Annotated in this window: 9 protein-coding genes and 1 tRNA gene; 4 read left to right on the forward strand and 6 right to left on the reverse strand. The window is 49.4% G+C overall.

What is annotated here, in order from left to right:
• Positions 1-58: 58 nt before the first annotated feature.
• The 5 genes from PORUE0001_RS08265 to PORUE0001_RS09845 form a co-directional block, all read right to left on the reverse strand.
• Complete coding sequence (locus PORUE0001_RS08265) at positions 59-679, reverse strand: DUF2284 domain-containing protein (protein WP_007366043.1); 621 nt, start codon at positions 677-679, stop codon at positions 59-61.
• The gene (locus tag PORUE0001_RS08270) at positions 672-2,378 is read right to left on the reverse strand and encodes an AMP-binding protein (protein ID WP_007366023.1); all 1,707 of its coding nucleotides are present in this window, start codon (positions 2,376-2,378) and stop codon (positions 672-674) included. The genes PORUE0001_RS08265 and PORUE0001_RS08270 overlap by 8 nt, the downstream gene beginning before the upstream one ends.
• A gap of 538 nt (positions 2,379-2,916) precedes the next feature.
• Positions 2,917-3,888 carry a hypothetical protein gene (locus PORUE0001_RS08275; RefSeq protein ID WP_007366008.1) on the reverse strand — a complete coding sequence of 324 codons (972 nt, stop codon included), beginning with the start codon at positions 3,886-3,888 and terminating at the stop codon, positions 2,917-2,919.
• A 33-nt stretch (positions 3,889-3,921) separates the two neighbouring features.
• A complete protein-coding gene (locus tag PORUE0001_RS08280) occupies positions 3,922-5,559 on the reverse strand; it encodes a hypothetical protein (protein ID WP_157750206.1) in 1,638 nt (545 codons plus the stop codon).
• A 37-nt stretch (positions 5,560-5,596) separates the two neighbouring features.
• Complete coding sequence (locus PORUE0001_RS09845) at positions 5,597-7,648, reverse strand: T9SS type A sorting domain-containing protein (RefSeq protein WP_157750207.1); 2,052 nt, start codon at positions 7,646-7,648, stop codon at positions 5,597-5,599.
• A gap of 1,228 nt (positions 7,649-8,876) precedes the next feature.
• Between PORUE0001_RS09845 and PORUE0001_RS08295 the strand changes: the two genes are divergently transcribed.
• From PORUE0001_RS08295 to PORUE0001_RS08310, 4 genes are all read left to right on the forward strand, one after another.
• Positions 8,877-8,952, forward strand: a tRNA-Pro gene (locus PORUE0001_RS08295).
• 210 nt (positions 8,953-9,162) lie between these two features.
• Complete coding sequence (locus tag PORUE0001_RS08300) at positions 9,163-10,179, forward strand: YitT family protein (protein ID WP_007366012.1); 1,017 nt, start codon at positions 9,163-9,165, stop codon at positions 10,177-10,179.
• Between the two features lie 32 nt (positions 10,180-10,211).
• Positions 10,212-11,492 (forward strand): stage 0 sporulation family protein, encoded by a 1,281-nt coding sequence (locus PORUE0001_RS08305; protein ID WP_007365995.1) that lies wholly within the window; start codon positions 10,212-10,214, stop codon positions 11,490-11,492.
• Positions 11,493-11,519: 27 nt separating this feature from the next.
• Positions 11,520-12,017: a gliding motility lipoprotein GldH gene (locus tag PORUE0001_RS08310; RefSeq protein WP_007366045.1), complete on the forward strand. Its 498-nt coding sequence runs from the start codon at positions 11,520-11,522 to the stop codon at positions 12,015-12,017.
• A 92-nt stretch (positions 12,018-12,109) separates the two neighbouring features.
• On the opposite strand, the gene PORUE0001_RS08315 is transcribed toward PORUE0001_RS08310, so the two are convergent.
• Positions 12,110-13,723: a T9SS type A sorting domain-containing protein gene (locus PORUE0001_RS08315; protein ID WP_007365988.1), complete on the reverse strand. Its 1,614-nt coding sequence runs from the start codon at positions 13,721-13,723 to the stop codon at positions 12,110-12,112.
• Positions 13,724-13,786: the final 63 nt, after the last annotated feature.

The raw sequence follows: 13,786 nt of genomic DNA on the forward strand, positions 1-13,786 counted from the left end.
GCTCCACAAAGTTACAAAATAAAGAGCAGAGCCTCTACGCACCTCTAACTTCTAACCTCTAAAGTCTAACCTCTAGTCTCTCAAAGTCTCTCTCAGGGACAGGCTCGGCCGAGAGTAGAGCCGAGACCATCGTAAGGTAGCGTGGCGGATGCCCCTCCTCGCCCCACACCATCGGGATCCCAGCTAGGCGCTCTGTGGTGCCACTCAGGTCAAAGCCCCACGACTCAAGCGATGAACGCATCTGGTCGGGATGACGGCAAGGCTCGCCAGCACGACGTGTACACTCCTGTGGCTGGCAGAGCCGACAGCGACCTGCCGTAAAGAGCCGACTCCCCGCATGCTGTCGCTCTAGCTGATAGAGGAGCGGATCAATCCAGTCTCGCACGGCTCTCATCAAGCGAAAGCAGTAGTCCCCCACCTCGGCTGGCTGACAAGCAGTCCACGACTGCTCATCAGGCGTGACACGATGCACGAGGATATGCGCATAGCGGTAGTGCGCCAGCGCCTCCCGCACATCAAAGGCAAAGGGCGGGCAAGACCAATTGGTCAAGTAAGTAGGACAATGCTCGCACAGAGCGAGGAAGCGCTCAGGGTCAAAGTACTCCGCCATATACGCCTCTAGAGGCAGCTGACGGAGCGTTCCCTCGATATGATAAGCGGGCTCAGTGATGCTACCCATTGGTCTGCGTCACCTCAATGCCATCCTTGTATAGATGTCTCTTGATACTGCGCTTGGGCGACTTGATGAAGGGGGTCCTCTGCAGGACAAACTTGGTCACCATCTCGTAGGAGCCTAGCTTAGCATTGAGATGATTACGCTGAGCTTTGATCTGCTCCCACGCCTCTTCCATAGTTAGTCCCGCCTGCTTGGCAGCCAGTTCGTCGGGATAGACGAGCGCCTCAAGACGTCCATTCTTCTGATAGACCAAACTCTCTGCCACAAAGTGGAGATTATTGAGCTTCGCCTCAATCTCTTCGGGGTAAATGTTTTGGCCATTAGCCCCTAGGATCATTGTCTTAGAGCGACCGAGGATGAAGAGATTGCCCCGCTTGTCCAGACGCCCTAGGTCACCCGTACGCATCCAGCCGTCCGAGGTGAAGAGATGCTTATTGATCTCGGGGAGCTTGTTGTAGCCAAGACATACATTGTCACCGCGCACCTGTATCTCACCGACACCTGGAGCTAGCGGCTGGTCAAAGTCTTCTGGCACCTCAACACGTATATCCATATGAGGCAGGGAGCGCCCCGCAGATAGGGGCACCCAGTGGCGATGGTTGCTGTAAGAAATGAGTGGAGCGCACTCGGTCATGCCGTAGCCGACGGTGAGCGGGAAGCCTATACGATGTAGGAAGAGCCCCACCTCCTTGGAGAGCGGAGCACCCCCGACGATCACCTCGCGGAAGTTGCCCCCGAGCCCCTCAGTGAGTTTCTTGCGGATTACTCGGTAGACCAGCTTGCGTAGGAGCGGGATACGCAGGAGTGCCTTGATCGCAGGGCGCTCTATGACAGGCACGATAGACTGCTTGTAGATCTTCTCCAAGATAAGTGGCACAGAGATAATGAGCACGGGGCGTATCTCGGCAAAGGCTTGCATCAATATCTTGGGCGAAGGGACCTTACCTAAGATATACGTGTGGACACCAATGTAAAGAGCTGCAAGCATGTTGAAAGCGCAACTGTACGTGTGTGCCAATGGCAAGAAACAGATAATCTGCTCGCCGCTAAACATAAGATCAAGCGAGTCCGCATAGATGGCATTACCCGCCAGATTGCCCGCTGTGATCAGTACCCCTTTGCTAAAGCCAGTTGTACCTGAGGTATAGTTGATTACGACCAACTCATCATTGCCCACCTCGGGGTAGACAATGTCAGTGCGACGAAAGCCCTTGGGGTAAAAGCGCGCCACAAAGGGTGCAAAGGGAAGGAGCTGCTTGTAGTCATACGGCATCCCCGAGCGAGCGTACCGCCAAGTGATCTTTTTGAGGTCAAAGATCGTCTGCACCATCGGCAGATCCTCCTCCGGATTGAGCTTTGACAAGATAAGATCGTCTATAAAGAGGAGCTTCGCCTCACTGTGATTGATGATCGTCTTAGCGTCCTCGACATTGAAGTCCTGCAGTATCGGGACGATCACAGCGCCGTAAGTGATCGTAGCCATAAAGATGACGCACCAGTGCACCGAGTCGGCCCCCATCAGGGCGACACGGTCACCACGCTGTAGACCAGTCTCCTTATATACGTAGTGTAGGTGTGCGATCTGTAGCGCTAAGTCTCGATAAGATATCGTATAGCCAGTGGCGTAATCCGATAGAGCCGGCTGTCGGAAGTGCTCTCGGAAGCTCGCCTCGTAAGCCTTGATAAGATTGTCTGGGTACATAAGTGCTATCTCCTGTTATGTAAGCATGTGGCGCAAAGTTACGAAATCAAGCCCTAACATCACCGAAGTCAAAGCCTCCATCTAGGATCGACGCAGGATAACCCAGCATCCCAAGACGACACCTGACGACGAACACGGGATATGTGGCTTGTGTAGCGCTATAGCCTCACTTTATGGCTACTCATCGATCTCCGTTGATGCCAATCTCTACGGAGGAAATTGGAAAGCGCCAGGGAGCAAACGAAAATTCTCCACGGAACCGGGAAATAAAAGTTCGGAAGAATGAAATGAAACTTCGGAAGAAAGATTTCGAAGTTCCGAAGAATTTTTCGATACCTCCGTGGATATTCGGCGATTTCCACCGAGGAGTTGCTCAATTTCCTTGATAGTGACACGGATGCCCCCCCTCCCCTATGCTGCGTCACCCGGTCCTAATATTATTCTCTCCTACACAAAAAGCGTAGCTTTGGGTATGACAACACTCAAAGCTACGCTTTAGTATGAGAGAGGAGCTCTACAGAGCGCCTAAGGCTTCTGATTAGAAGTTTTTGGGATGCCTAGTAAAGGTTATGTTTGGCTGATCTAACTGCGATAGAGGATAGAAGCGAACGAACGCCCAAATCTGCTTCTCTTCGTTGAAGTATTTGCTAATAGCCTTACCCTCCTCACTATCGAATTCAAAGCCTAGCTTCTCTAACTGCTTGGGTAAGTTCTTAGATTTATTGATGCCGAAGTTCACTGCAGTAATAATAATCGAGTGACACTTAGGATTTCCCTCTTGAAAGAAGAAGGACACTCTATCTTTATACGCAGGATTGTCTACAGACACATCTAGAAAAGCAGCAGACGTTTTGAAGTCACAGCCCTTTGGCTCATAGTACTTTTTGATCTCTTCCTTTGTCTTGTCCAAACCATCTAAATAGATGTCAGGCAGGACGACGGTATTAGGGTCAATGTCCTCTGCGATACGGCTAAATATAAATGTGATACTAGGATAGGTCTTCTTGACATTGTTAGTGCGAGTGTGTACAACGACGGATCCAATCTGCGATTGAGCACCATTGATTTCACGACTCAGTTGAAAAGCCGCATCACACTGTCCATTGCTCACTGGCATCGGCCATTCACTCCACCCCTTTTCCTTTAGTTCTTTAGTCAGCTGAGGGAGAATGTCCTCTACAGCCTCGCCACTAGTACTGGGCTGATAGACCTCCACGATTCGCTTATTCTGTAGACGATACACAGTCTCGGAGAATTCCTTTTTGCCAGTGCTAAAGGTGAGGGTTGTAGCATCAGACTGGCTCTTGTCCAATGTATGTCCCAATGCAGTCTCAAAAGCCACAATATCATCTATTGACCCTTTGAAGTCGTAGTCGACAATTGGAAGCTTGTAGGATATTGCCTCCTTCTCTTTTTGAGGCTTTGGAGTCGGCTTCTGTGACTGACAGGAGGTCGCAGCAAAGAGGACTAGAAGGAGTAGTGGAGTACTCCACGAGATTAAAGTCTTCATATCTATATGAGTTTGTTAGTTAGTTTGCTCTATCTAAAGTACCAGACTGCTCGTACCGTAACGTACTAGGCAGTGCTGATTTGCATCTCGAAGGGTTACAGCCCCTGTATCAGCAACTGGGAATGTCACAAGCAACGTACCCGTGATTGAATAAACTTGTAGCTCCACCCCATTTAGGCCTTCAAAATAGATCTGATCGCCACTACGCCACACTTTAGCAGGAGCTACAGTAGCCTCTTCTACAGATGTAGGCTTCTCTTTAGAGGAGATCTGGATGTTGTCCACTTCAATTCCAACAGAGCGACTAGCAGCCGTTGCCCCCTGATAATAGAACCCTACGAAATACTTTCCAGCTAGGGTGTCAGGAGCTTTCACCTTGATGTTTTTAAGAGTAGCATACTCTGCTTGCTGATCATAATTAACAGTAAACAGTGGAGCCTTTATATCCATCGATCCATCGGCTAGGATACAGTAGACAGACGCTGTAGAACTAGCAAAGAGTTCGTTGGACTTCATTACTGCGAGGTCGTAAGAGATCTCAGGCTGGTACCCCTTGGGATTGGTCATACAAGGGGTAATAAGGAATGATGCACAAATAAAATCTTCGAGCGAAGACTTAGTTGCATTCATCGTTGCCACAAAGTTAGTCTTATCAAAGCTAGAAGGTTGTATACTCCAGTCTTCATACCCAGCAGTGATAAAGGTCTTCCAGCCTTCTGGTAAACCCGCCTTAGCAAAAGACTCCTGTAGCTCTACCTTAGGATTGTCTTGAGGCATACCCTCTATAGGGTTACCACCTAGTCCTCGGCCCTTTAAGTTGACAGTATGCTTAAGACTACCACTAGTGATAACAAGCTGGGCCGTGTGAACGCCAGGCTTAAGGTGAGTTACGTTCACAGATACTTTACCACCGTCTTTTGTCAAGTCACCTGAAGCTGTAAACTTAGCCTCATCCGCATTGGCTCCTTCTATTTCATAAGTAGGGAGCTCCGTGAGATTATAGCCCTTTACAGTTATTTCCTTGGCATAGCTCTCGTCATTGACCTCAGAGTCGAGGAAGGTAACATCAGACTCACTGACGATGAGTTGAGGATCTGTAGTGACCTCTCTAGGATTTAGGACCTCCACCGTTATCTCATCTAGGAAGACTCCTGTAACAGTTCCAAAAAAGCCAGGTTTTGTGGAGATCCGTAAGGCACACTTTTCACTGCCTGCAGGCATCTCAAAGGTCATAGACTGCCAGTCTTTGCTATAGTCATTGTCTATAAACTGAGTCTCTTGCTCGGCTCCTTCTGAGGTTAGTTTGAAAGCAAGTGGAGACATAGCACTAAAGGCTTTTACTTTGCAAGAGATGCGTAGCTTGTCTCCTAGGAGGTTCATTTCTTTAGTGAAAAGCGAAGCTCCTTCAGCATCATAAAAGAGGATTGCTCCACCAGCTTGATAGAGCGACTTAGACTTGGTTAGGTCAAACTTGTCTAGCGTTTGATCTTTGATTAGAAGGGTTGCCTCAGGTTGTGTTGGAGCAGTATTGGTGCCTTGTGAAAAGGCATCAAAGGTCTCGTGAATTACTGTGACCCACTGACCATCTTGAGCATACCCCTTTAGGCTCATTGTTAGCAACGCTACAAGCGTCAGCAAGATAGAGCATGAAGCTGAACTAGATTGTTTCATAAGAATTGCGCTTTGTGTTTAGTTATACTTGATTGATTTAGTTCCGATGAGTGATCTTTTGGACAAGGACAGAGCCATCTCGTAAGCCTATGCGCACTACATAAGTACCCGAGGAGAGACTTATATCGCTTACTTGCTCAGGAGTTATCCTATACAGGCACTTGCCCATGAGATCATATAGAGCCAATTCTGTAATGCTCTCCGCTTGCGCCAGATGCAGCCTTCCTTGGTTGCTCCAAAGGAAGGGGCGAGTCTCGCCATGAGACTGAGAGATCAGGGCGGTAGGCTTCTGACCATCAATAACAGCAAAGACCCTAAACTTTGATCTGTCAGGATAGTCTGTGAGAGACGGACTATAGGAGCACTGCTCTTCACTTGACATAAGTGTAACTACCTCTTTGTCACCGTACATAATCCTATACCCCACAATCTGAGGAAATGTGCTCGGCATAGCACATCGGATGACTTCTTGAGGCTCACCCTTAGATAGCGATGCAGTAACCACTGTCTCCATCGCTAGGCTATGAGACAAAGTCTTGTATTCAAAAAAGTTTTTGCCGTCTAGTGACGCCATCATACTTCGTCCCAATATGCGAGGTTGACTAGTCATAGCGATGAATGGGGTCTTCGTGTCACCTCGAAACTTCAGCCCCACAAAGATGGGTTCCCTATCATTAAGGACAAAAGGCTCTTTTAGCTGGATCGTGGTAAGCACATCCAGACTCATTGGATCTGTAATCTTCTGAGAGTACTCTCTATCTCCCTGGCGAATGTATATATACGACTTCACAGAGGAGCTGATGGGTACATACCGTATGGCTGTAATATATGAGTGAGCTAGAGCTGCACGACGCAGTTGATCTGCTCCATACCAAACCCCTGCATAGAAGTAGGTCACAACAGAGATGTCACCCACCCTATGTAGTTCCGCAGTATTAATCGCAGGCTCAGCAAAGGACCAAGTCTGCTCCAAGCGAGGCTTAAGCCACGTCAAGCTAGAGTCTGTATGCTCATCAGATATAGGCACCTCTATGTGGCGCATTCTATTAGAGAAGTAGGCTCCCATCGGACGGCTCTCGCCAGAGGCATACTGTGTCACAACTGATAAGTAGTGATCTCCTGGCTCTTGAAAGTCCAATACGAGTGGAAAAGGAGCATCAGAGGCTACCTCTTGAAGCTTTTTGTTGTCCACATATATGAGATAGCTTTGAACCTTTTCAGTAGGTACTAAAGGCTTTGACCACTGAACATGAAGCCCTTTCTGAGTCATCCAGACAAGGAGATCCTGTATCTCTGCGAGATTCTCTCCCCCCATGTAACGTCCTGAGAGAGAAATCAGATCTGATTGTCCTGGAGCTAGCCAACGAGATAGCTTCATACTCTCAAAGTGACTAGAAAAGCGCCCATATAAGTTCGTCCCCTCTAAATGAGTACAAGACGCATCGCCACCAGTCAGTGTACCTACCAAAAGATGCTCAGAGTTAAAGAGTCCCGACCCACTTGATCCTTTTTCGGTGACAGCATGTCCATGCGATGTACCTTGGTAAGCGACATTGATATGTGCCGTGGGTTGAGAATCTTCATTCCATGGCTCTACCTTAGGAGGAGTTGTAAAGGTAGATATTTTGGTTGCATCACCAGATGGATGGTGCAATCCCACTCCTGATTGAGGTAATGAAGTCGTTCTAGACCAACCGTTGAGATAAAGATTATAACTTGCGGGGATCTCAGATTTAAGGCGCAAGAAGAGACCATCCGTTCCACCTTTGAGGGGGCTGACAGCTAGGAGTTCTGCGCCAACGAGGGATACCGCATTGAGCGTTGCGACACTACTATTGTCACAGGCCTCCTTCTCGTAGTGAAAGTAGAAGACCCACTGATCCAAATCTTCAGGAGAGGACTTCTGTCCTTCCTCTGGGATGGCACAGTGAGCGGCAGTGATGAGATAGGGAGCTCCGTCCTCTGCCGTGTTATTGAGGAGCGTGCCACTACACACGCCAATATACTCTCCTACTTTAGTCTGGATAAATGCGATCCCTTTCTTTTCGTTTTGCCAAGCACGACCTTCCTCACAGTTTACATTTACCATACAAGAGCCTGAGTTATTTTCTCCAGCAAAGTCATAACTATCAGTATACCGTAAACTACTACTGTTCTGTGGGAGATGGACAATGTATCCAACAGCCGAGGGCTTGACAGTAGGCTCTTCTCCATCGGATGATGACTGATACTCTAGAGTTAAGTGATCTCCTGATAGCATTTCCGTAGCATACCGCCCCTTATTCTCTTGAGGTAGAGAGGTTGATGTATAGGCTCCTAAGACTCGACCACTACTCAAGGATGGATTATAAATATACAGCTTAGCTCCCTCAGGTATATGAAATGAATCATAGTAGAGAGATAAAGCCTTTGCACCCGTAGCCTCAATTTCTAGTTGCCAAATGTCTGTGGCAGGATCATATTGCCACTCTAATGAAGCGGGATCTAGGGAAATAACTTTCCCTATATAAGATGTTCCCTCTTGCTGACTCTTCCAAGACAAAACAGCCTCAGCATCTGAGGCACTTTCCATTATTCGATGGACTCTTGACGATGCACGGATGAGGCGAGATCCCCTAGGGACTCCACCAAAAGATTCCTGAGCCACTAAGCAAGTAGGGATCAAAAATGCTACTAGCTCAAAAAGCAAAATGAATCTGCGCAATAATAGTCTATCCATAACTAATTGATAGTGTATGCAAACAACGCTCTTCCGACCTGGCTTGTCTTAGCTGAACTAATTACAGAACCTATTTTCGCAAAAACAAACCTTGTTCTTCACAGCATAAACTCTTACATCACAAAGATACACAATCCCTAGAAAAAATGCAAATCGCTCTCAATCCTGCAGACAGAGCTTAAACATCTCAATTAACCTTCAAGGAGCCAAACCTAACGACGAGCACGGGATATGTGGCTTGTGTAGCGCTATAGCCTCACTTTATGGCTACTTATCGATCTCCGTTGATGCCAATCTCTCCCGAGGAAATAGGGAATCTCCAGGGAGAAAACGAAAATTCTCCACGGAACCGGGAAATAAAAGTTCGGAAGAATGAAATGAAACTTCGGAAGAAAGATTTCGAAGTTCCGAAGAATTTTTCGATACCTCCGTGGATATTCGGCGATTTCCACCGAGGAGTTGCTCAAATTCCTTGATAGTGACACGGATGCCCCCCTCCCCTATGCTGCGTCACCCGTGGGGTTGTCTGCGGTGTCTCATTATTTAGTACCTTTGCAGTCGTAAGTAGGGACTAGTCGCCGTGGAGCGGTAGTCCTATCGGGATGTAGCACAGTTGGTAGCGCGCCACGTTCGGGACGTGGAGGTCGGAAGTTCGAGTCTTCTCATCCCGACCACGCAGAGTAATCTCTGCATAGGACTAGAATGTCTAGGGATAGGAGCCCTCATAACAGGCTGGATGGATTAGAGTGTTTGATAGCGACACCAAGCTCTTCCATCGGCTGATATGAAGACTCCTATCTCTCTTTTTTGCTACCTTTGTGTAACTTCTGAAGTTGGTGCCTGGAGGTGTGACTCCTCTTCACCACATAATAAACTTGTCACTCATGACTACTGAAAAACCTTTGCACTATCCTGATCCACGCAAGTCTACCGACTTCCTAAGGGATATACTGATTATCTTCGCTGGTGTCGTCCTCTACACCTTCGGCTGGACTGCCTTCATCCTCTCGCAGGACATCACCTCTGGGGGGCTGGCAGGTATCGTCACCATCGTGCAGCTTGCGACAAATATACCTGCTACCATACCATATTACATCCTCAATGGAGGCTTACTGATACTCGCTATTTTTGTCTTAGGTCTGCACTTCTCTTTGAAGACTATCATAGCTGTCGGGATGCTCTTCCTGACGATACCTGTCGGGCAGGCGCTCTTCACTCCTATGGTGGGACAGGGTCTGGAGGTGTACAACAACCTACCTCACTTTCTGACAGAGATGCTACCTAACTTCGGACCTCTCTTGGCTCCTGACGAGCCTTTTGTTGCACTGATCATCGGGGCTAGTATCTGCGGTGCTGGACTAGGCTTAGTCTTCTCTGCCAATGGTAGTACGGGTGGCACGGACATAATCGTGGCTATCGTCAATAAGTACAGCACGCTCTCACTGGGACGTGCTATGATCTTTATGGATGCCATCATCGTCACGACGGGTGCTGTCGTGAGCCACTTCTTCGGGCCACAATACAACTGGGGCACGGCTCTAGGCAAGCTCGCCTTCTCCTTCATAGAGATCACTATCGTGGGGCAGATGCTGGACTACATCATGAATGCCAACAAGCAGTCCGTGCAGCTACTCATCGTCAGCACCAAGTACGAGCAGATCAGCGAGGCTGTGACTCAGAGTCTAGGATATGGCTGTACGATACTACATGGTGAGGGTGGCTACAGCCATCAGCCTACTCATGTGGTCCTAGTGACTATACGCAAGAACATGCGAGGTAGTCTCTACCAAGTGATCAATGCTGTAGACCCCAACGCCTTTATCTCTGAGTCTACTGTACATGGCGTATATGGGCAAGGCTTTGATTCGCTAGAAAAGGTGACTGGAAGGAAGAAGAAGTAATCTTACGACCTTCTCATTTTTGAAACTATGCGATGGAATACAAACCAGACCTACTAGATAAAATAGACTGCCCACGATGCAAAGGCGTAGGGTCGCGCTGCTGCAAGCTCTCCACCTTTGACTGGCTGGCGGATCTGCCCGACGGGGTGCAGCAGCAGGAGATCGTCGAGGTGCAGTTCAAGAATACCCGCAAAAACTACTACCGCAACGTGGATCACCTGGACCTCAAGCGAGGAGACTACGTGGTCGTAGAGGCTGACAGCGGAGGCTATGATGTCGGCATGGTAGCACTCACGGGGACGCTGGTCTCCACGAGGATACGAGCCAACCATGATGAGCAGTATGTGGACAACGCCAAGGCGATCTACCGCAAAGCTCGTCCTGCCGACATGGATCACTACCGTGAGGCTAAGCTTCGCGAGCACCCGACGATGATTGAGTCGCGCGAGATAGCTACTTCGCTGGGACTAGACATGAAGATAGGCGATGTGGAGTATCAGGCCGACGGGACGCGCGCTATATTCTACTACATAGCGGATCAGCGAGTAGACTTTCGCAAGTTGATACGACTCCTAGCTGATGCCTTCCACATACGTGTGGAGATGCGTCAGATAGGCGCTAGACAAGAGGCGGGACGTATAGGAGGTATCGGTCCCTGCGGACGAGCGCTCTGCTGCTCGACGTGGCTCTCCCGCTTTAACTCTGTCAGTACGGCTGCAGCTCGCTTTCAGAACTTAGCTCAGAACTCGCTCAAGCTCACCGGACAGTGTGGCAAGCTCAAGTGCTGTACCAACTATGAGGTAGACGTCTACATGGAGGCGAAGAAGTCTTTTCCCTCGAGTCGTACGACCCTAGAGACGGAGAGTGGCACCTACTACTTCAACAAGTGCGACCTCCTAGCGGGAGAGATCACTTACAGCCTAGCGCCTAAGAGTCTTGAAGAGCCTGAGACCATATCTGTGGAGCGGGCTAAGGAGGTTATAGAGATGAACCAGCGTGGCGAGATCCCCGAGACGCTCTCTGACCAGCAGGAGGCTCCGAAGAAGCCTAAGGACATACTCTTTGACAATGCAATCAACCGCTTTGATCAGCCCAAGAAGCGTAAGCGTCGTAAGTCAAAGAAGAGAGAGCGTTTCAGCTCTGACACACCGAGAGCGAAGGAGGCCAACCTAGAGAGCGACAATACTGAGGAGCCTCTGGACGGGCAAAGTGCTAGCGAAGAGTCAGACACGCAATCACCTCGCAAGCCGAGGCGCAAGCCTCAGGCGGGCAATCGTCGTCGCCGTCCACGCACGAAGCCTCAGGAGGAGTAGCCCACTACCGCTAGATCACTTAGAGCTATGAGCAGAGGGTGCAGAGGTGGTGTCGTCGGGTGGATAGCTGTGCTGTCTATCCTGACTCTCCTAACTCTTGGCTCCTGCCACTATGCGGCTTATCAGAAGCAAATGCAGACCGAAGAGATACCCGAGAGCGGATGGTCTGCGGGACGTAACATCTCTTTTGATAGCTTCGTCGAGCACCCTCGGACGCCTCACACGCTTTACCTCTACATACGGTACAACAGTCGCTACGCATACACTACCCTACCGCTCACCATTCGTCTACGCTCTGCTCTCGGGTGGAGCGCTACGACGACCCTGGCACTGCCTCTCACCGAGGAGCCTGGCGTTTGGTCTGGAGAGGGCTACGCACTGCGACAGCAACTTTACAAAGTCAACACGCTCCTGACACCGCCTCACCCGGGGCTCTACACCATCGAGCTAAGCCAGGCGACTGGTCAAGACACCCTCACGGGCATCGAGACAGTCGGTGTCGCTTGGGTCGCTACTGAGCTATAGCTTCGAATAAGCGCAAACAAAGCAGTCCCGCGGGGAGCACAACATTGCTGTAGACTCCTCACGGGACTGGTTTGTTTTATCAGAAACGTCTTCTAACGGACGAATCGTACAGTACTAACGCCTCGCTCCGTCACCAGTTGACCAACGTAAAGCCCCTGAGCTAGTTCAGTCAGGAAAAGCTTTGAACTATCTAACAGTCTGTAGCTCTCTAGTAGTCTACCCGTTGTGTCGTACAGATAGAGTGTACCCGTAGCGGGCTCTGAGAAGTGAAGTGCATCACCCTGCCAAAGGACAGAAAGGTTACTACGCTCGATCTCAATAGGCGCAATCGCTAGTGGCTGAACTAGGAAGTGTTTGTCCATACGCAGATAAGCACTGCGATAGTACTTCGCTCCCGTCATATCCACAGCGCAAGAGGTCAAGGTCTTACCATCTGCAGAGAGTGCTATAGCCCCCATATCTGTAATACTCTCCTGCTCCGTCTTGCCATAAGGTGTGTAAGAGTAAGTGAAGGCTGGGGATAGGTCTGTACCTGTGATCTGCTTCAGATACTCCAGCATAGTCATCTTCTTGCCGTCTGAGTAAAGCACGTAGGTGTTGCGGTCAGAGGGGTCCAAGCTTCCATCTGGATAGCATATCCATCCGCCATCATTAGTACGCCCGACACCTCCGAGACCATAAGCCTCTTTTATATTGAGCCGACTGATGCTACCATCAGCCACACTTAGAGATCCAGGATAGGTGATTGTAACCATGTCATCGCCCTCTCCCACCATCTCTTGGATGGATATCATCCAGTAGCCACTTGCTGGAGACATAATCTGCCACGCTAGATCAGGGACAGCTCTCTTGACGGCCTTATTGTATGCCTTCTCCCAGGCCGCATAAGCTTCATTATACTTAGCCTCTTGCTGAGCGTAGGTGTCAGGATCCGTCTCATAGTCTGCAGTCACATAGTCGTCCCACTCTGGCTGAGGACCAGGCAGTGGAGCCTCTAGATTGTAGAGGAATGAGTCACAAGGTGTAGAGCACTGGTACTGCCCCTGGTCATCAAGTTGCCAGAAGAGAGGTCTGTCGGTCCCGTTGTGGGTGTTTTGTCGCCCTAAGATCTTCTTTCCATCATCAGAGCAGAAGAAGGCTTGCGTGTAGTTGGGCTTGTTGTTCAGATAGTCCTTCTCAAGCATAGGGAGCTTTTTAATCGTCCAGGAGCCATCCTCACTACGTGTACCGTAGATAGGTATCGCCATGCTCTCCTGAGCATAGGTCGGATCCATCACGTAGCCCACGAGGTGCTTGGCATCGGGAGTTACATAGACAGGTCTTACGTCAGACCAATCACTCTCTGGGGTCTTAATCTCGTGTAGCTTCTCTTGTGCCATATTGTAGACAAAAGCCCCTACCTCATCCTGAGCGACAAAGATCTCACCATCATCAGAGACAGCGTAGATCATATACTTCTCAGCACCCGTCTCAGAGAGGAAGAGTGATGTCGTGTCTCGCTGCGTGTCGTAGCAGAAAGCTGTGGAGTTAGGACTACCTCCATATATGTATCGTCCGTTGGGACTGGTACCGTAGATGGAGAAGCTACAAGCCTCGGCTGGTAGTGCCTTCGGCTCTTGCGTGATCTTACATCCTGTCTTCTGAGCTGTCAGTGCGCAGCTCAGCGCAAGGAGTAGGAGTAATGAAGAGAGTAGTTTTCTTGTCATATCGTTTTAAGCTTTAAGAGTAATACCTATAACAAAGATAGTTTTATTTTTCGAGAAAATCAA

Source organism: Porphyromonas uenonis 60-3 (assembly GCF_000174775.1).
Lineage (GTDB): Bacteria > Bacteroidota > Bacteroidia > Bacteroidales > Porphyromonadaceae > Porphyromonas > Porphyromonas uenonis_A.